At 70.4% G+C, this 18,745-nt stretch carries 15 protein-coding genes and 1 tRNA gene; 9 read left to right on the top strand and 7 right to left on the bottom strand.

The annotated features are described in order from the left end of the window. Positions 1 to 29: 29 nt before the first annotated feature. The 5 genes from ACIA5G_RS22340 to ACIA5G_RS22320 all read right to left on the bottom strand — a co-directional run bounded on the left by ACIA5G_RS22340 (position 30) and on the right by ACIA5G_RS22320 (position 5,209). A complete protein-coding gene (locus ACIA5G_RS22340) occupies positions 30 to 1,034 on the bottom strand; it encodes a hypothetical protein (protein ID WP_395926055.1) in 1,005 nt (334 codons plus the stop codon). Beyond that, a complete protein-coding gene (locus ACIA5G_RS22335; RefSeq protein WP_395926054.1) occupies positions 1,031 to 3,253 on the bottom strand; it encodes a hypothetical protein in 2,223 nt (740 codons plus the stop codon). Before ACIA5G_RS22335 ends, ACIA5G_RS22340 begins: the two co-directional genes overlap by 4 nt. 34 nt (positions 3,254 to 3,287) lie before the next feature. After that, positions 3,288 to 3,896 carry a TIR domain-containing protein gene (locus ACIA5G_RS22330; protein WP_395926053.1) on the bottom strand — a complete coding sequence of 203 codons (609 nt, stop codon included), beginning with the start codon at positions 3,894 to 3,896 and terminating at the stop codon, positions 3,288 to 3,290. A 46-nt stretch (positions 3,897 to 3,942) separates the two neighbouring features. Then, on the bottom strand, positions 3,943 to 4,668 hold the full coding sequence (locus ACIA5G_RS22325) for a hypothetical protein (protein WP_395926052.1): 726 nt from the start codon (positions 4,666 to 4,668) through the stop codon (positions 3,943 to 3,945). Positions 4,669 to 5,136: 468 nt separating this feature from the next. After that, positions 5,137 to 5,209: transfer RNA gene (locus tag ACIA5G_RS22320), tRNA-Arg, on the bottom strand. A 148-nt stretch (positions 5,210 to 5,357) separates the two neighbouring features. Here ACIA5G_RS22320 and ACIA5G_RS22315 point away from each other — a divergent pair. Together ACIA5G_RS22315 and ACIA5G_RS22310 are read left to right on the top strand one after the other, a co-directional pair. Beyond that, a complete protein-coding gene (locus tag ACIA5G_RS22315) occupies positions 5,358 to 6,458 on the top strand; it encodes an epoxide hydrolase family protein (protein WP_395926051.1) in 1,101 nt (366 codons plus the stop codon). Between the two features lie 176 nt (positions 6,459 to 6,634). Then, the gene (locus tag ACIA5G_RS22310) at positions 6,635 to 7,555 is read left to right on the top strand and encodes a cation diffusion facilitator family transporter (protein WP_395926050.1); all 921 of its coding nucleotides are present in this window, start codon (positions 6,635 to 6,637) and stop codon (positions 7,553 to 7,555) included. Positions 7,556 to 7,752: 197 nt separating this feature from the next. Here the strand turns inward: ACIA5G_RS22310 and ACIA5G_RS22305 are convergent, their stop codons facing one another. Beyond that, a complete protein-coding gene (locus ACIA5G_RS22305; protein ID WP_395926049.1) occupies positions 7,753 to 8,439 on the bottom strand; it encodes a DUF305 domain-containing protein in 687 nt (228 codons plus the stop codon). Then, positions 8,436 to 9,248 carry a DUF3105 domain-containing protein gene (locus ACIA5G_RS22300; protein ID WP_395926048.1) on the bottom strand — a complete coding sequence of 271 codons (813 nt, stop codon included), beginning with the start codon at positions 9,246 to 9,248 and terminating at the stop codon, positions 8,436 to 8,438. The genes ACIA5G_RS22305 and ACIA5G_RS22300 overlap by 4 nt, the downstream gene beginning before the upstream one ends. 263 nt (positions 9,249 to 9,511) lie before the next feature. Here ACIA5G_RS22300 and argS point away from each other — a divergent pair, with 263 nt between their 5' ends. The 7 genes from argS to rpmE all read left to right on the top strand — a co-directional run bounded on the left by argS (position 9,512) and on the right by rpmE (position 18,680). Beyond that, complete coding sequence (gene argS, locus ACIA5G_RS22295; protein ID WP_395926047.1) at positions 9,512 to 11,173, top strand: arginine--tRNA ligase; 1,662 nt, start codon at positions 9,512 to 9,514, stop codon at positions 11,171 to 11,173. Between the two features lie 3 nt (positions 11,174 to 11,176). Further along, positions 11,177 to 12,607: a diaminopimelate decarboxylase gene (gene lysA / locus ACIA5G_RS22290; protein ID WP_395926046.1), complete on the top strand. Its 1,431-nt coding sequence runs from the start codon at positions 11,177 to 11,179 to the stop codon at positions 12,605 to 12,607. Between the two features lie 6 nt (positions 12,608 to 12,613). Next, positions 12,614 to 13,927: a homoserine dehydrogenase gene (locus ACIA5G_RS22285; protein ID WP_395926045.1), complete on the top strand. Its 1,314-nt coding sequence runs from the start codon at positions 12,614 to 12,616 to the stop codon at positions 13,925 to 13,927. After that, entirely contained in the window at positions 13,924 to 14,985 is a 1,062-nt protein-coding gene (gene thrC / locus ACIA5G_RS22280) for a threonine synthase (RefSeq protein ID WP_395926043.1), read from the top strand. The genes ACIA5G_RS22285 and thrC overlap by 4 nt, the downstream gene beginning before the upstream one ends. After that, positions 14,982 to 15,866, top strand: coding sequence for a homoserine kinase (gene thrB / locus ACIA5G_RS22275; protein WP_395926041.1), 885 nt, complete (start codon positions 14,982 to 14,984; stop codon positions 15,864 to 15,866). The genes thrC and thrB overlap by 4 nt, the downstream gene beginning before the upstream one ends. 410 nt (positions 15,867 to 16,276) lie before the next feature. Further along, positions 16,277 to 18,268 (top strand): transcription termination factor Rho, encoded by a 1,992-nt coding sequence (rho, locus tag ACIA5G_RS22270; RefSeq protein ID WP_395926039.1) that lies wholly within the window; start codon positions 16,277 to 16,279, stop codon positions 18,266 to 18,268. Between the two features lie 181 nt (positions 18,269 to 18,449). Continuing rightward, a complete protein-coding gene (rpmE, locus tag ACIA5G_RS22265; protein WP_285985933.1) occupies positions 18,450 to 18,680 on the top strand; it encodes a 50S ribosomal protein L31 in 231 nt (76 codons plus the stop codon). Positions 18,681 to 18,745: the final 65 nt, after the last annotated feature.

The following is an 18,745-nucleotide window of genomic DNA, read 5'->3' as shown; positions in this document are numbered from 1 at the left end:
GGTTCACAGGATTTCAACAGGAACAAGGTTCAGGAGTCGGCCGCGGGCGCGCCGCCGTTCGAGCCACCTCCCGGCTCGCCCGACGGCTTGTCGGACGACGCTTTGGCGGGCGCCGGCTTCTCCGCCGGTTCCGCTGCCTTGGCCGAGACCGGCTCGGCGACCCCGGACACGACGGCGCCGCTTTCGATGGCCGCCTTGCCGTTCCGCCGCTCGACACGTTCGCGCATCGACTCCCGCGGACCGACCCGGTTCTGGTTTCCGCCGAAGATGTTGCCGAACGCGGTGCGGTGGACCTCGGCGACGTCCATGTCCTCCAGCTTCCCGTTCATCGCGATCTGCAAGGCATTGAGCATGGTCTGCGCTTCGGCGCTGCGCTGCTCGCTCAGGTAGTCGAGCACTTCGCGCACATCGCCGTTGTTCGTCGCCAGCAGCTGGGCGAACCGCTCTTCGGGGCTGCCGTGCGAGACGTCACGCAGTTCCTTGCGCCGCAGCTCTTGCACACCGAGCTCCTGCTTGGCGTGGACCACGCCCTGGGTGTTTTCGGGCACCACCGTGACCGAGAATCCACCGAGTTCCACGTCCTGGGACGGATGGGCCGAGCTCAGCCGCATCTCGATGGCCCGGGCCGCTTCGGTCGGCCGCAGCACGTCGAACCGCGCCGCCGTGTCCCGGATTTCCCTGGCCAGCGAGGGCATCAGCGCGGCGGTCATGTCCTGGATGTTGTCGCGCGCGATGGTGAAGGGATTGAGCACCCGGCACGCCAGTTCCACCTGCACCGAGAAGGGGAACACGGCTTCGGCGCTCGCGGCTCTGACGGTGAACGCGAGGCCGTGGTTGGCGACGTCGATGACGTAGCGCCGGTAGTCGCCGAGCCGGCCGGTCGGCCCGGGCCGACCGTGCCACACGACGATCGGCTCCGCCGAGGTGCGGACGAGAACGTGCGCTGTGCCCAGTTCAGGGGCAGGCAATGTCGACCGGAACCATCGCCGGCCTACCTCGGTGCGTTCCAGGATGGGGTTGTAGGTCCGGTTCATGACACCTCTTCTTCTGCTTCGTCCATCAGGTCGTAGAACGTCGCCGCGGCCATCGAAGGCCGGTAGCGGTCTTGGGCCCATTGGCTGAGCGCGTGCCGGACCCGGTCCCGGTCACCCGGACTGGTGTCCGCGATGTCGGCGACGAGGCCGAGCACGACCGGTTCGGCGCTCGCATCCTCGTCGACCCGGCGCACCCAGCTGCGCAGCTCACCGAGCGCCGTCTCCCGGACGATGCCGTCGGCCATGGCCCGGCACCACAGCCGGGTGATGAGCTCGCGGTTCTCGTCGGCCGCGCGAAGCACCACCGGCCAGGCGTCGTCGTTGTCGGGCTCGACGACGCAGGCGAACACGAGCAAGGCCTTGACGAGGGCGTCCTTGTCGGCATCCGCTCCCGTCCAGTCACACAGGGCCTCCAGCACTTCGCGGCCGCATCCCGCGCCGACCAGCGCGCGGGCGCTGGCGGCGACCGAGCCCAGCACGTCCCACTTGTCCGGGCAGACCACGAAGTCCCGGAGGACCCCCAGGGCCCGTCGTGGGTTACCGATGCCGAGGGGGCCGCCGGCGGCGAGCGCCGCGGTGATGCAGACGTTCTCCGTGTTCTCCCGGTAGGCGAACGTCGCCCAGCGCTCGAGCAACGACCAGGCCGCGCGGTCGTCGCCGAGGGCGCCCGCGACGTTGAGGCCGAGCGCGGCCGTTTGCCGCAGCAGCTGGGAGCTTTCCCGTCCCCACGGCTGCAGGTACTCGTGCACGCCGTGCTGGAAGTCCTGCTGTGCCAGGATTCCGATGGCCTGGGCCACGCCGGCCCGGATCTCGACGTCGGCGTGCAGAGCAAGCTCCTTGAGCCACTCCAGGATCTTGCCGCGGGCTCCGTCGTAGCCGCACCAGACAACCTTGAGCACGGCCGGTCGCACCCTCGGGTGCCGGAACCGCAGCGTCGGGGCGCGGCGGGAGTCTTCGGCCGGCACCCGCTGGAGCCAGGTGTGGTCGGCGTGCAGCCGCGGCGCGTACCGCAGGGTGGTGGGGGCGCTGCTGCCGCCGCTCAGCCGCTGGTAGAGGGAGACCGCCGCGTCCGCGACCTTGAGGTACCCGGTGTCGTCCAGCACCGCGGTGGCCAGCACCAGCGAGAGGTCCTTCACCTCCGGTTCGCGGCTGAGCCACTCGTGGACCAGGCCCTCGGCGTTGCCGAGTTTCGCCGCGGTCTCCTCGAGACTGCGGCCGGCCCGGTGGCTCTCGCCGATCTCCTTCGCCGCGCGCACCGCGAAGGCCGGGCTGTCCCGCTCGGCGAGCACTTCGGGCAGCTCGGTGCGGCCGAGCCGCTCGATCAGCTCGTCGGCCTCGGACGGCATCGTGTCCCGCAGCCGCCGGTGCAGGATCTCCACCGAATCGGGCGGCTCCCATTCGTCCAGGACGAACTCGGCGCGGCTGGGAGCGGTGGCGAGTGAGCCGCTGGGCGGCCCGGTGACCACGACCAGGAAGCTGCCCGACTCGTGCAGGCGCTGCGCGGTGTTCCGCAGCCACTCCTCGCCGATCTTGGCCGCGGAGAAGGCGTCCTTGCGCCCGGGTTCGTCGAACACGACGAACCCGGTGTCCTTCCGCGGCACCCGCCACAGGGGATTGGTGAGCGCGGACGCCGACACCTCTTCGACGGCCTCGTCGAGGCCGGCCTCACGCAGGGTCGTCTTGAGCAGTTGCAAGGCGCGGGTCCGCTTGCCGGTGCGGAGCGGGCCGGCCAGCACCACCAGGTTGCGGTCCGCGAGCAGGTCCAGCTCGCCGCGGAAGCCGGGCGGCTCGACGAAGGACTCGGTCGCCTGGTCGAGGTCCGCCTCGGAGTACTGGAGCCGGGGCGCCCGGCGCTGGCCGGCGCGCGGCGCGCTTTCGACGAACTCCTCGTCGTAGGAGCTCGTGAAGATGATCGTTTCGGCGTTGAACTGGTTGATCCCCCGGGAGACGTACCTGCCCATCTCCGTCTGCTCCAGCACGGACGCGTCCTCCTGGACGTTCCGCACGGCCGAGTCCCGCTCGACGTCCGCTTCCGGAGCCGGGGTGGTCACCTTCTCGTCGAGTTTGTCTTCCGCCTTGCCGGCGGGCTCGCTGCCGGCTTTGCCATCGGCCTTGCCGTCCGCTTTGGCGCCGGGCGGCCCCGGCTGCGGAGAAGGTGGGCTGGCAGGCGGTGGCTTCGGGTGGACGGGTGGCTTTTCCGGGGGCTTGTCGTCGGGCACGTGGCGTCTCCTCTGGCTTCGGGTGCGGGATCGGTCAGGAACCGGCGGGCGGCCCGCCGAGGAAGATGCCGCCGATGTGCGTGCCGCTCTGGATGACGTTCCCGTGGACCGTGCCGAGGACGGTGTTGTGCGTGTTGCTGCCGGTGCCTGCCGCGCTCACCGGAGCCTTGGCCGGGGCCAGTGCCGGGATCTGGCGGCGCAGGCGCGTGACGAGCCGCTCGAGGTCGGGCTTGCTGTTGCGGAACGCCACGGTCGTGCTCTGCTTGTCGGCGAGTTCCCACAGGGACTCCGGCAGTGCGTCGAGGTCGAGGTCGTGGCGGCGTTCGAGATGCACGGGGATGACCTGCTTCTTCAGCTGAAGCCCCAGTTCGATCTCACGGCGCACGAAGTCGCGTGGGTTCTGCAGCCGCGGCCGCCCGTCCGCGTCGGCCGCGGTGAGCCACCGCGGCCCGATCACCACGAGCACGGCGACGGAGGCGGACACGGCGTTGAACATCGCCGTCTCCCAGTCGTCGCCGAGGGCGATCGACCGAGAGGCGAAGAACACCGCGTCCGGACCGAACTCGCGGGTCAGCTCGAGGTCGAAGAAAGCCGCCGCGAAGGGTTCGTCACAGGTGCGGTAGCTGAGGAAAACCTGGGTCACCGGGTATTCCTTCCGTATTGTCACGTCTTTGTCAGGAGAATGGCCGTTATTTCCGGAGAACGGTGCTGTCCGCGTATCCGCCGGTGTGGGTGATGAGCTTCGCGTAACAGCCGTCCTTGTCGATTCCCTCGCCGTCGCACCAGCTGTTCGCGGATGCGCCGCTGCTCGAGGACCGGGGGACGACGGTGACCCAGAAGTTCGTCAGGCGGAAGCTGCTGTAGTCGCCGGACCAGAGCAGCAGGGCGTCCGGGTAGCGCGCCCGCAGGTTCGTGAAGTCCGCCCAGATCGCCCGGTGGTCGTAGGTGGTCCCGTCCGCGACGAGGCCGAGCTTCTTGGAGGACAGCTGGGGAACCCAGGAGCCCGTGAGTGCTTCGGCGAGGGGACGGTCGTTCGTGACCTGGGTTTCGAGCAGCTGCTGCGCCGAGCTTTCGTCGGTCGGCTTGAGGTCCGGCGTGGTGGCAGGAGCCGGTGTCGGGGTGTACTCGACCGACGTCACCGGCACGGCGACGTCGCTGGGGGAGCTGGCGGCCGGCTGACGCTTGGTGGTGGTCGTGGCCACGGTGACGACCACGATGACGGCGACAACGGCCGCGACGGCTCCCACAACCGCGGCGGTCATCTTCCACGGCCGCCCGTCCCCGGCCGGGACGGCGACCTCCGGCTCGGGCGGCGGGGGAGTGCCCGGCACCAGAACAGGAGCGGCCATCGGCGGCAGTTCGTCGAACGGGACCGGTTCGGGATCGGATTCCACGGCGGGGAATTCGAGGGTCATGGCCATGCCGGAGTCGGGCGTCCGCCCGCAGCCGTCACAGAGTTCTGCGCCTGACTGCGTGGGCGCCGTCCCGCACCGGGCACAGGTGACGGACATGGTCGGCTCGCCTTCAGTGGGTATAGCGACATTGTTACGTTCGAAGTCTCGTCAGCCATTTGGAACGTTACCGGCTTCGGTCATGCAGAAGTAATATATCGGCAACGGTTCGATGTCGGGAAATGAAAAGAAGACAAATACTGGAAATTTCCTGGACAAAAAGCCACGAGAATTGACCAAAAGCAACTCACCGTCGACCGGTGATCAGCAGTTGGTGACAAAGAGCCCGCCGGCCTGGACAAGGCTCAAAGGTGACCACGCTGGGGGTCCGGGGGCTGGCCCCCGGCGGGGGCCTGGGGGCTCGGCCCCCAGAAAACACAAAACCCGAGACCCGGTTCGCGCGTTCCGCGAACAGGACTCGGGCATCTCGGGTGCCCTCGGCAGGATTCGAACCTGCGACACCTGCCTCCGGAGGGCAGTGCTCTATCCCCTGAGCTACGAGGGCCCATCGCTGGGCGACTCCGAAAGCTTAGCGCATCCCCGGTGGCCCTCGCGGGCAGGTGGGCCGACGGGAGATTCTGCTGGTCAGCGTCACAAAGTTGATCCATTCACCGGGTCGTCGCTAGCGTGGGTGGCTCATCGAAGGAGGCGAGATGGCCGAACCCTTCCAGGTCCCTCTCGACGAGGCTGACATCACCGATCTGCGGGAGCGGTTGCGGCGGACGCGGTGGCCCGAGGCCGAGACCGTCGACGACTGGTCGCAGGGGGTTCCGCTGGCCTACGTGCGTGAGCTCTGCCGTGACTGGGGTGAGGAGTACGACTTCGGGTTCGCCGGGCGGCTCAACGCCTTTCCGCAGTTCCGGGCGACCGTCGACGGGGTCGGGGTGCACTTCGTGCACGTCCGGTCGCCGCATGCGGATGCGCTGCCGCTCGTGCTCACGCACGGGTGGCCGGGGTCCGTGCTGGAGTTCCTCGACGTCATCGGGCCGCTCACCGATCCCGTGAAACACGGCGGGGATGCCGCCGATGCCTTCCACGTCGTTGTTCCTTCGCTGCCCGGGTTCGGGTGGAGTGACAAGCCCGCGTTGAAGATCCCGCGGGTCGCCGAGTTGTGGGACGCGCTGATGGTGTCGCTCGGCTACGACCGCTATGGCGCGCAGGGTGGTGACTGGGGCGCCGCGGTGACGAACGCGCTCTCGCGCTCGAAACGCGTCGCCGGGGTGCACGTCAACTTCGCGCCCGTGCGACTGGACCAGGACGATCCAACGCCGCAGGAGCGCCGGGCGCTCGCCGATCTCCAGGAGTTCCGGCGGAGCGGGGCCGGTTACTCCGCCCAGCAGGGCACCCGGCCGCAGACGCTCGGCTACGGCCTGACCGACTCGCCGGCCGGGCAGGCCGCCTGGATCGCCGAGAAGTTCTGGGCGTGGACGGACAACAAGGGCCACCCCGAGGACGCCGTCGACCGGCAGAAGATCCTCGACGCTATCTCCGTCTACTGGTTCACCGCCACGGCGGCTTCTTCGGCGCGGATGTACTGGGAGAACAACGATCGCGACCTGTCCACTGTGGACGTGCCGGCCGGGGTCTCGGTGTTCCCCAAGGAGATCGTGCGGCCGTCGCGGCGGCAGGCCGAGCGGCGCTACACCGACCTGCGCTGGTTCGAGGAACTGCCCGTCGGCGGGCACTTCGCCGCGGTCGAGCAGCCGCAGCTGTTCGTCGAGCAGGTTCGCGGCTTCTTCCGGCTGGTGCGCTAGCCGAGCCGACGCCTGAGCGTGACCGATCCACCAGGCGGGAAGCCCCTCCTGGTGGATTGGTCACGAACACGTCTCGGAGTACCTTCCCGGTGAGTGAACTGAGCCTCACCTCTGTTGCACATATGCGCATTCGACTATATGTTTGGCCTCGACGGGACCGCGGGAACGGAGGCGAAATGGGACACGGCCACGGACACGGCCAAACGGGCGCGCCGGCGAGCGCGTCGGGCCGGTACGTGCGGAGCCTGACCATCGCCCTGGGGATCGGCGCCGGTTTCATGGTGCTCGAGTTCATCGTCGGCTTCACGACCGGCTCGCTGGCCCTGATCTCGGACGCGGCGCACATGTTCACCGACGTCCTCGGGGTCGGCATGGCGCTGACCGCGATCATCCTGGCGCGGCGGACCGGCCCCACGGTGAGCCGCACCTTCGGGCTCTACCGCGCGGAGGTGCTGGCCGCGCTCGGCAACGCGATCCTGCTGTTCGGCGTCGCGGGGTACGTCCTCGTCGAGGCCGTCGGCCGGATCAGCGACCCGCCCGCCGTGCCCGGCCTGCCCGTGCTGCTGGCCGCGTCGGCCGGCCTCCTGGCCAACGTCGTGTCGTTCGCCGTGCTGCGGTCGGGTGCGAAGGAGAGCCTCAACGTCCGTGGCGCCTACCTCGAGGTGCTGGCCGACCTGATCGGCTCGGTCGGCGTGCTGATCAGCGGCGCGCTGACCCTCCTGACGGGCTGGCGCTACGCCGACCCGATCATCGGTGTCGCGATCGGGCTGTTCGTGCTGCCCCGCACCTGGGCGCTCGCCCGCCGCGCCCTGCGCATCCTCTTCCAGCACGCGCCGCGCGGTGTCGACGTCGGCGCGATCAACGCCGAGCTGGCCGCGCTGCCGGGGGTCGCGGACGTGCACGACCTGCACGTCTGGACGCTGACCTCGGGCATGGAGGTGGCTTCGGCGCACCTGACCCTGGCTCCGCCCGCGCAGCAATCGGACGTGCTGACGGAGGCGCAGAACCTGCTGGCGTCGCGGTACGCGATCGAGCACGCGACCCTGCAGGTGGAGGCGCCGCAGTGTGCGCGGCGCTGCCAGGAGCTTTCCTGGTAGCGCGCCGGGTCTCCGCTTGACGACTGCCCTCCGGAGGCAGGTGTCACAGGGTCGGAATTCCTTGCCTTGCTTTCAGCGGCCGCCGCACTGTGTCGCCCGTGCGGCCAAGTTGGTGCTCTCTCGCTCTTGGATGCGACCAGCTCTGGAGGCCGATCTCGAAGGTGTGAGCGGTGGCGCTGCACCTCGCCTGACCGTAGTCAGGGGAGCGGCTGGGCGCCCCGGCTGGAGAGCATCAGCTTCATCTGGTCCATCTCCGCACCCTGCGACGTCAGGATGCTGCGCACCAGAGCCTGCAAAGCCGTCATGTTCGAATGCCCCGCCGCGTACTGGGCCATCGAAGTCCCGCCCTGGTGGTGGCGGAGCATCAGCTGCAGGAAGTACACGTCCAGCTGCTTGCCCGACAGCGACCGCAGCTTCGTCAGCTCCTCGTTGGTCGCCATGCCCGGCATCAGGGCGCCCGCGCCCGGGTTGACCGACGACGTGCCCATCGACATGCCGTCGTGGCCGGTCATCGGCTCCGTCATCCACTTCATCGGCGCGCCGATGGCCTGCTCCGGCTGGTCCCACAGCATGAGCCAGCCCTTCATGCGGCCGACCTGCTCCAGCTGGGTGCGCTCGATGTCGAACGCCAGCTGGCGGATCTCCGGGTCGGTCGAATGGTCACGCGCCCAGCCGGCCATCGTGACGGCCTGCAGGTGGTGCGTCGACATGTCCTGGGCGAAGCCGACCTCGACGGACCCGGCCGCCGGTGTGGCGGCGGCCGAGTCGCCGTCGATGGTGCGGGTCAGGAACATCCCCGCGGTCGCGCCGATCAGCAGGACCGCGAGGAGCGTCCCGCCGATGATCACCCAGCGCGACCACGTGGGCTGTTCTGGGGAGCTCACTTGGTCGGCGTGCCCGACGCCGGGGCGGACGGCTGCTGGCTCATGCCGCCGGTCTGCTGGTCGGTCTGGGCGTTCGGGGTGCCCTTGTAGTCCATCGGCTTGGCGTCCGGGCCCGGCTTCGACGGGTCGAACGGCGGCGGGTTGTCCGGGTCGAACTGGCCCGGGCCGAGGGCGTCACAGGAGGCGCCGACCTCGGGGTAGACGCCGTTCGGGTTGCTCCGCAGCGCCGCGATGAACTCGTCGATGCGCGCGTCGTCGGCCTTGTCCACCTTCAGCTGGTGGCCCCACGACTGCAGCGAGATCGGCTTGTCGAGGCCCGGGTACGGCGACATCATCGTGTACGGCTTGCCCTCGACGCGGACCTTGAGCAGGTTCAGCGCGTCCCCCGTGATCTGCTGCGGGTTGTAGGCGATCCAGACGGCGCCGTGCTCGAGGCCGTGCACCATGTTCTCGGTGCGGACGGCGTTCGGGTACACCGTGCCGGTGCAGGTGGCCCAGTAACCGTCGTGCGGGCCGCCGAACGGCGGGGTCTTGTCGTAAGCGACGCGCTCGGTCGGGAGCACGTGCACACTGCCGGTGTAGGTGGCGGTGGTGACGCCGGCGATGCGCTTCGAGGGGTCCGGGTCGGACGCGGTGGGCGCGAAGGACGCGGCGGCCGCTTCGCGGTCGGACTGCTCACGCTTCGGCGCGGACGCCACCATGTAGTAGGTGATCACGGCGCCGGCCAGGGCGACGATGGCCACGACGGCGATGATCGTGCCCCACGGCGTGCCCTTCTTGCTCACCACGGAACCGCGGGCGGCCTTCACCGCAGACCCCTTTTTCCGAGTTGTCCCGTTCGCCATGGCTCCCGCGTTCTCCCTCTGGTGGCTGCGGACGGATTCCCGCCCGGGCCAGTGTAGAGACCACGCGTCTGATCACCGTTAACGCCTCACGCAGTGACAACCGAGGCTTCGCCTCGGGCCGGGGGCTCCGCCACCCGGAGCCCCCGAAAACCCGTCTGGGGATGCCCGCCGTGACGTGGCCGAGACCGCTGAAAGCGTCCGACCTGGGCACACCTAGAATTCGACGAGTGACTCCCGCCGCTCTCGCCGACCTGGTCCGCAGCTCCGCCGTGCAGGTGCTCGCCGCACGCGGCATCGACGACGCCGTGCTGCCGGAGCAGGTGACCATCGAACGCCCGCGCAACCCCGACCACGGCGACTACGCGACGAACCTGGCGCTGCAGGTGGCCAAGAAGGCCGGGCTGAAACCGCGCGACTTCGCCGAGGCGCTCGCCGAAGCGGTCGCGGCCACCGACGGTGTCGCCTCCGCCGAGGTCGCCGGCCCCGGCTTCCTCAACTTCCGGCTCGCCGCGGCCGCACAGGGTGACATCGTGCGCCAGGTGCTCGACGCCGGCGCCGCCTTCGGCCGCGGTGACGCGCTGGCCGGCACCAAGATCAACCTCGAGTTCGTCTCGGCGAACCCGACCGGCCCGATCCACCTCGGCGGCACCCGCTGGGCCGCGGTCGGCGACGCGCTGGGCCGCGTGCTCGGCGCGCAGGGCGCCGAGGTCACCCGCGAGTACTACTTCAACGACGCCGGCGCGCAGATCGACCGGTTCGTCCGGTCGCTGATCGCCGCCGCGAAGGGCGAGCCCGCGCCGGAGGACGGTTACGCGGGCGGTTACATCAACGACATCGCCGCCGAGGTCATCAAGGCCGAGCCGAGCGCGCTGTCGCTGCCGGAGGAGCAGCGGCACGAGACGTTCCGCCGGATCGGCATCAACCTGATGTTCGGCGAGATCAAGCAGAGCCTGCACGACTTCGGCACCGACTTCGACGTCTACTTCCACGAGAACTCGCTGCACGAGTCGGGCGCGGTCGACACCGCCGTCCAGCAGCTGAAGGACTCCGGGAACCTGTACTTCGAAGACGGCGCGTGGTGGCTGAAGTCGTCCGAGTACGGCGACGACAAGGACCGCGTTGTCATCAAGCAGGACGGCAACCCGGCCTACATCGCCGGCGACCTGGCCTACTTCAAGGACAAGCGCAACCGCGGCTTCGACCTGTGCATCTACATGCTCGGCGCGGACCACCACGGGTACATCGCCCGGCTGAAGGCCGCCGCCGCGGCGTTCGGCGACGACCCGGCGACGGTCGAGGTGCTGATCGGCCAGATGGTGAACCTGGTCAGCGACGGCAAGCCGGTGCGGATGTCCAAGCGCGCGGGCACCGTGATCACGATGGAGGACCTGGTCGAGGCGGTCGGTGTCGACCCGGCCCGCTACGAGCTGATCCGGTACTCCGTCGACTCCACTTTGGACGTCGACCTGGACCTGCTGCGCAAGCACTCCAACGACAACCCCGTCTACTACGTCCAGTACGCCCACGCGCGGCTGGCGTCCCTGCAGCGCAACGCGGCCGACCTCGGCCTCGCGAAGCAGTCCGACTCGGACGTCGATTTCGGACTCCTCACGCTGCCCGCCGAGGGCGACCTGATCCGCACCATCGGCGAGTTCCCGGAAACCGTGCGCCGCGCCGCCGACATGCGGGAGCCGCACCGGATCGCGCGCTACCTCGAAGAACTCGCGGGCGCCTACCACAAGTTCTACACCGTGGGACGGGTCCTCCCGATGGGTGACGAAGAAGCCACCCCGCTGACCTTCGCGCGGCTCGCGCTGTGCGAAGCGGCCCGCCAGGTCCTGGCGAACGGACTCGCCCTGCTCGGTGTCTCTGCTCCGGAACGGATGTAACCCATGGCGCACCCCGCGGGCCCACGGCACGCCGACGTCTACCCCCACGCCGACACCTCCGGGCTGCAGCCCTCGGGGGTCGAAGAGCTCGACAAGCTGCCCGCGAAAGTGTGGCCGCGCAACACCTTCCGCGGCGCCGACGGCGTCGTGCGGATCGCCGGCGTCGACGTCCGCGAGCTGGCCGAGCAGCACGGCACGCCGCTGTTCGTGGTCGACGAGGCCGACTTCAAGTCCCGGTGCGCCGACTACGCGGAGGCGTTCGACGACCCGTCGCTCGTGCACTACGCGTCCAAGGCGTTCCTCTCCATCGAGGTCGCGCGCTGGGTGGCCGAGCAGGGGCTGAGCCTGGACGTCTGCAGCGGCGGCGAGCTCGCCGTGGCGCAGCGCGCGAACTTCCCGGCCGGGCGGATCACCTTCCACGGCAACAACAAGTCGCCCGCGGAGCTCGAAGCCGCGATCGTCGCCGGGGTCGGCACGATCGTGCTCGACTCGTACTACGAGATCGCCCGGCTGGCCGACATCGCCGCGCGCCACGACGTCGAGCAGGCGGTGCTGATCCGGGTCACCGTCGGCGTCGAGGCGCACACCCACGAGTTCATCGCGACCGCGCACGAGGACCAGAAGTTCGGCTTCTCGCTGGCTTCCGGCGACGCCGCCGAGGCAGTGCGCCGGGTGCTCAACGCGCATTCGCTCAAGCTCATCGGCCTGCACAGCCACATCGGCTCGCAGATCTTCGACGCCGACGGCTTCGAGGTCGCCGCCCGCCGGGTCGTCGGGCTGCTCGCGGACCTGGCCAAGGAGCACGGCACCGAGCTGCTCGACCAGCTGAGCCTGGTCGACCTCGGCGGCGGGTTCGGCATCGCCTACACCGAGAAGGACAACCCGCCGCCGCCGGCACAGATGATCACGCAGATCCGCGAGATCGTCCGCAAGGAGTGCGCGTACGCGGGCCTCCCGGTGCCGCGCATCGCGGGCGAGCCGGGCCGGGCGATCGCCGGTCCCGGCACCGTCACGCTGTACGAGGTCGGCACCATCAAGGACGTCTCGCTCGGCGACGACGTGTCGCGCCGGTATGTCAGCGTCGACGGCGGGATGAGCGACAACATCCGGACCGCGCTCTACGACGCGGTGTACGATGTCCGGCTCGTTTCCCGGTCCGCGGGTGACAACGAGCAGCCCGCGCAGGCCGTGCTGTCCCGGGTCGTGGGAAAACACTGTGAGTCCGGCGACATCGTCGTACGAGACTGCTGGCTGCCCGACACGCTGGCTCCCGGCGACCTGCTGGCGGTCGCGGCGACCGGCGCCTACTGCTATTCGATGGCGAGCACGTACAACCGGCAGCCGCGCCCGGCCGTGGCCGCCGTGCGCAACGGCAGCGCCCGGCTGCTGCTGCGGCGGGAGACGACCGACGACATGCTGCGCCTGGAGGTCTGAGCAACAGTGTCTGCCCCAGAGGAACGACCGTCCATCAGGGTCGCCCTGCTCGGCTGCGGAACCGTCGGCGGCCAGGTCGCCCGGCTGCTCACCGAGCAGGCGGCGGAGCTGGCCGCGCGGGCGGGGACGACGGTCGAGCTGGCCGGCATCGCGGTCCGCCGGCCGGACAAGCACCCCGAGCTGCCGCCGGAGCTGCTGACCGCGGACGCCGAGAAGCTCGTGACCAGCGACGACGTCGACGTGGTGGTCGAGCTGGTCGGCGGCATCGAGCCGGTGCGCGGCTGGCTGCTCGCCGCGCTGAAGGCCGGGAAGTCCGTCGTCACGGCGAACAAGGCGCTGCTGGCCGAACACTCCGCCGACCTGTTCGAGGCGGCCGACGCCGCGGGCGCCGACCTGTACTTCGAGGCCGCGGTGGCCGGGGCCATCCCGCTGCTGCGCCCGCTGCGGGAGTCGCTGGCCGGTGACCGGATCACCCGCGTGATGGGCATCGTCAACGGCACCACCAACTACATCCTCTCGGCGATGGACTCCACCGGCGCCGGGTACGCCGAGACGCTCGACGAGGCCAGCCGGCTCGGGTACGCCGAGGCCGACCCGACCGCCGACGTCGACGGGTACGACGCCGCGTCGAAGGCCGCGATCCTCGCCTCGCTCGCGTTCCACACCCGCGTGACGGCTTCGGACGTGCACCGCGAGGGCATAGCCGACGTCACCGCCGCCGACCTCGGCGCGGCCCGGATGCTCGGCCGCACGGTCAAGCTCCTGGCGATCTGCGAACGCGTGACCGACGACGACGGCGTCGAGTCGGTCTCCGCCCGCGTGCACCCGGTGATGATCCCGCGCAGCCACCAGCTGGCCGGCGTCGGCGGCGCGTTCAACGCCGTCTACGTCGAGGCCGACGCGGCCGGCGAGCTGATGTTCTACGGCCAGGGCGCGGGCGGCGCGCCGACGGCGAGCGCGGTGCTCGGTGACCTCGTCGCGGTGGCCCGCAACCGGGTCGCCGGCGGGCGTGGGCCGCGCGAGTCCGCGCACGCGGCGTTGCCGGTGCGGCCGATGGGCCAGACCCCGACCCGGTACCACGTCAGCCTTTCCGTCGCCGACCGCGCCGGTGTGCTCGCGCAGGTGGCGCAGGCGTTCGCCGCGCACGGCGTCAGCATCGCGGCGGTGCGGCAGAGCGACGTCGGCGACCGCGCGAGCCTCGTCGTCGTGACGCACCAGGCGCCCGACGCGGCGTTGCAGTCCACTGTGGACGAGATCGCGAAGCTCGACGTCGTGCACGAAGTTGTCAGCGTGATGCGCGTGGAAGGCGAAGACCAGTGAGCAGCCAGGCCTGGCCGGGAATCATCGAGGCGTACCGGGACCGCGTCCCGGTCCCGGACGGGGCGCAGGTCGTCACGCTCGGGGAGGGCAACACGCCGCTGCTGCCCGCGCGGCACCTGTCCGAGCTGACCGGCTGCGAGGTCTACCTCAAGGTCGAGGGTGTCAACCCGACCGGCTCGTTCAAGGACCGCGGGATGACCGTGGCCATCACGCACGCGCTCGCCAGCGGGCTCAAGGCGGTGATCTGCGCGTCGACCGGCAACACGTCCGCCTCGGCCGCCGCCTACGCCGCCCGTGCCGGCCTCACCTGCGCCGTGCTGGTGCCCCAGGGCAAGATCGCGCTGGGCAAGCTCGCCCAGGCCGTCCTGCACGGCGCGCGGATCCTGCAGGTGGACGGCAACTTCGACGACTGCCTCGAGCTGGCCCGCAAGACCGCGGCCGACTACCCGGTCACCCTGGTCAACTCGGTCAACCCGGTGCGCATCGCCGGCCAGAAGACCGCGGCCTTCGAAATCTGCGACGTGCTCGGTGAGGCGCCGGACATCCACTGCCTGCCGGTCGGCAACGCCGGGAACATCACCGCCTACTGGGCGGGTTATTCGGAGTACGCCGCCGACGATGTGGTGAAGAACACCCCGCGGATGTTCGGCTTCCAGGCGGCCGGCGCGGCGCCGCTGGTGCACGGCGAACCGGTGCGCGACCCGGACACGATCGCCACCGCGATCCGGATCGGCAGCCCGGCCTCGTGGACCGCCGCCGTCAAGGCGAAGGACGCGTCCGACGGGCTCTTCGAGGCCGTCACGGACGAGAAGATCCTCGAGGCGTACCGGCTGCTGGCCGGGCGTGAGGGCGTGTTCGTCGAGCCGGCGTCGGCCACCAGCGTGGCGGGCCTGCTCGCCACGGCCGCCGACGGCCGGCTGCCCCGCGGGTCCAAGGTCGTCTGCACCGTCACCGGGCACGGCCTGAAGGACCCGCAGACGGCCCTGGCGGGCAACGTCGAGGTCGAGCCGCTGGCCGTCGACCCCTCGGCGGTCGCGGCGGCGCTGGACCTGCGGTGACCGCGTTCAAGGTCACCGTCCCGGCGTCGACGGCGAACCTCGGGCCGGGCTTCGACGCCTTCGGCCTGGCGCTGGAGCTGCACGACGTCGTCGAGCTGCAGGTCACCGACAGCGGGCTCAAGGTCGAGGTGATCGACGCCGGCGCGGGCGGCGTCGCGGACGTCCCGACCGACGAGACGCACCTGGTCGTGCGCGCGATCCGGCGGACCTGCGCGCAGCTCGGTGTCGAGCCGCCCGGCCTGCACCTGCGGTGCTTCAACGCGATCCCGCACGCGCGCGGGCTCGGCTCGTCCGCGGCCGCCGTGGTGTCCGGCGTCGCCGCCGGGTACGCGCTGGCCGGCCGGGAGCTCGACGCATTCGGGGCGTTGCAGCTGGCTGCGGGCTTCGAAGGCCACGCCGACAACGCCGCGGCGAGCCTGTTCGGCGGGCTCGTCCTGGCCTGGTGCGACGGCGGGGTGTTCCACGCCGAGCGGCTCGTGCCGCACGCGTCGATCCGGCCGGTCGTCGCCGTGCCGTCGGTGCGCTCGGCCACCGCGACCACCCGCGGCCTGCTGCCGGCGACCGTGCCGCACGCCGACGCCGCGCACAGCGCCGGCCGCGCCGCGCTCGCCGTGCACGCGCTGACGGCGAAGCCGGAGCTCCTGCTCGCGGCCACCGAAGACCGGCTGCACCAGCACTACCGGGCGCCCGCGTACCCGGCGAGCACCGAGCTGGTGGCGACGCTGCGTGCACGGGGAGTGGCCGCCGCCGTCTCGGGTGCGGGTCCGACGGTGCTCGCGCTGACGACGACGGGAATATTGCCGCCGGAGGTGGACGTTACGGCTTTTGACGTCTTCGAGCTGCCCGTGGATCTCACAGGTGTGCAGGTTGCGGCTCAGTAAAGGCTGGGTCACGTGCCCGCGGTAGGGGCCGCCACGCGGGGGGTGGTTGTTGCACCCGGCACCGCCGCGGTCTACCCTCGGGGGCGTTCGATCACCGTGCGTTTCCGCACCCGGTGCCGGTCCTGGGAGCTTTCCCGGATGGCATCCTTCGTCGATCCGCCAGATCCGCACCGCCTGGCAAGCGGGGTAACGCGGAGGGACGCAGGCGGGTTTCCGGTTTCGGCGGTGCCGAATTTCGTGTCCTCCGAATGGAGGACGCAAACCCCTGTGGTGGAGGCGCTCCAGCTGTGTTTCGCACGGCCGAAGAGCTCATCTCCCGTATCGGGGGGCAGTTACGCCGGTTCGCGATCAGAAGCGAGCGGCAGTCCGCTGATCCGCCTGGAGGCGTGGATCGGTCAGGAAGGACATGTGTGAGCAACACCGATCTTTTGAGCGACGTGGGTAGCAGCGCCGCGGAGTCGAACGGCACCACCCCCGCTCCCAAGAAGACGGTCGGCGGGTTGACCGGTAAGACCGTGGCGGAACTGCGTTCGCTGGCTGGGGAGCTCGGCGTCGGTGAGACGACGGGCATGCGCAAGGGCGATCTGATCGCCGCGATCCGTGAGCGTCAGGGCAAGTCTCGCAAGCGTGCGGCCAACGAGACCCTGCCGCTGGAGGGCGTCGGCGAGCCGGTGAAGGCTCCGAAGCGCGAGCCCAAGGCGGAGGCGCCCGCGGCGCCGGCCGAGACCAAGCCGGAGCCGAAGGCCGAGGCGCCGGCGGCGAGCGCGCCGGTGGACACCCCGCCGGCCGAGCGCCCGCAGCAGGACCGCCAGGACAAGCAGGACGGCCAGGACGGCCAGCCCGAGGAGGGCGGCCGCAGCCGTCGCCGCCGCGGGTCGAACCGTGCCGCCGGCGCGCCCGAAGGCCAGGGCGGCGGCGACCGCCAGCAGGGCCAGGGTGGTGAGCGCCAGGGCGGCGGTGACCGTCAGCAGGGCGAGCGCCAGCAGGGCGACCGTCAGCAGGGCGGGAACAACAACCGCGACCAGCAGCGTCAGGGCGGCGGCAGCCGCAACGACAACCGCCAGGACGGCAACCGCCAGCGCAACCAGCAGGACGGCGGCAACCGCGGGCAGGACAGCCGCGACAACCGCGCCCAGCAGCCGGACGACGACGAGGAAGGCGGCCGTCGCGGCCGTCGCTTCCGCGACCGCCGTCGCCGGGGCAGTGGCGGCGGCCAGCGCGAGGCCGGCGGCTCGCCGGACACCGAGATCCGCGAGGACGACGTCCTGCTGCCCGTCGCGGGCATCCTGGACGTGCTCGACAACTACGCGTTCGTGCGGACCTCCGGCTACCTCGCCGGCCCGAACGACGTGTACGTCTCGCTTTCGCTGGTCCGCAAGTACGGCCTGCGCCGTGGTGACGCCATCACCGGCGTCGTGCGCCAGCCGCGTGACGGCGAGCAGCAGCGGCAGAAGTTCAACCCGCTGGTGCGCGTCGACTCGATCAACGGCCTGGAGCCGGACGAGGCCAAGCGGCGGCCCGACTTCACCAAGCTGACCCCGCTGTACCCGAACGAGCGGCTGCGCCTCGAGACCGAGTCGCACAAGCTCACGACCCGCGTGATCGACCTGATCATGCCGGTCGGCAAGGGGCAGCGCGCCCTGATCGTGTCGCCGCCGAAGGCCGGTAAGACCACGATCATGCAGGACATCGCGAACGCGATCTCCACGAACAACCCCGAGTGCCACCTGATGGTCGTCCTGGTCGACGAGCGTCCGGAAGAGGTCACCGACATGCAGCGCTCGGTGAAGGGTGAGGTCATCGCCTCGACCTTCGACCGGCCGCCGGCGGACCACACCTCGGTCGCGGAGCTGTCGATCGAGCGGGCCAAGCGCCTGGTCGAGATGGGCCACGACGTCGTCGTGCTGCTCGACTCGATCACCCGCCTGGGCCGGGCCTACAACCTGGCGGCCCCGGCGTCCGGCCGGATCCTGTCCGGTGGTGTCGACTCGACCGCGCTGTACCCGCCGAAGCGGTTCCTGGGTGCGGCGCGCAACATCGAGAACGGCGGCTCGCTGACCATCTTCGCCACGGCGATGGTGGAGACCGGGTCGACGATGGACACGGTCATCTTCGAAGAGTTCAAGGGCACCGGCAACGCGGAGCTCAAGCTCGACCGCAAGATCGCCGAGCGCCGCGTGTTCCCGGCCGTCGACGTCAACCCGTCCGGTACTCGTAAGGACGAGCTGCTGCTCAACCCGGACGAGCTGGCCGTGACCGTGAAGCTGAGCCGCGTGCTGCACGCGCTCGACTCGCAGCAGGCCATCGACCTGCTGATCTCGCGGCTGCGCAAGACGAAGACGAACACCGAGTTCCTCATGCAGGTCTCGAAGACCGCCCTCGGCGGCGGCGAAGACGACTGAGCGCGGATGCCGGAGGCCTCCCCGCGGTCGGCGCGAGGAGGCCTCCGGCGCGTTCGGAATACCAGGTCAGCGGGGTGCGTTCCAGTGATCGTCAGCCCGTCTGGCAGAATTACCCGCTGAAGTCCGGCGCCGGTTCACCCCGTGAACGACTGGGGACCCGGAGCCAACGAGAGAGGACACCATGAAGAGCGGCATTCACCCCGAGTACGTGGTCACGAACGTGAACTGCGACTGCGGCAACAGCTTCACCACGCGCAGCACCAAGGCCAGTGGCGACATCCACGTCGAGATCTGCTCGAACTGCCACCCGTTCTACACGGGCAAGCAGAAGATCATGGACACCGGTGGCCGGGTCGCGCGCTTCGAGGCTCGCTACGGCAAGCGTCAGAAGAAGGACGCCGACGCCAAGTAGCTTTTTCAACGGCGCCCACCCGCACGTTCGGGTGGGCGCCGTTTCTTGTCTTGGACACTGTGTCT

Origin of the sequence: Amycolatopsis sp. NPDC051758, from assembly GCF_044453095.1 — a bacterium.
GTDB lineage: Bacteria > Actinomycetota > Actinomycetes > Mycobacteriales > Pseudonocardiaceae > Amycolatopsis.
This window is presented reverse-complemented; position numbering and strand designations above follow the sequence as displayed.

What these genes read in the sequence shown, in the direction of transcription:
- ACIA5G_RS22315 (WP_395926051.1), top strand. Translation starts at nt 5,358, where the DNA reads ATGGCCGAACCCTTCCAGGTCCCTCTCGACGAGGCTGACATCACCGAT.
- lysA (WP_395926046.1), top strand. Translation starts at nt 11,177, where the DNA reads ATGGCGCACCCCGCGGGCCCACGGCACGCCGACGTCTACCCCCACGCC.
- ACIA5G_RS22340 (WP_395926055.1), bottom strand. Translation starts at nt 1,034, where the DNA reads ATGAACCGGACCTACAACCCCATCCTGGAACGCACCGAGGTAGGCCGG.
- ACIA5G_RS22325 (WP_395926052.1), bottom strand. Translation starts at nt 4,668, where the DNA reads ATGACCCTCGAATTCCCCGCCGTGGAATCCGATCCCGAACCGGTCCCG.
- ACIA5G_RS22310 (WP_395926050.1), top strand. Translation starts at nt 6,635, where the DNA reads ATGGGACACGGCCACGGACACGGCCAAACGGGCGCGCCGGCGAGCGCG.
- rpmE (WP_285985933.1), top strand. Translation starts at nt 18,450, where the DNA reads ATGAAGAGCGGCATTCACCCCGAGTACGTGGTCACGAACGTGAACTGC.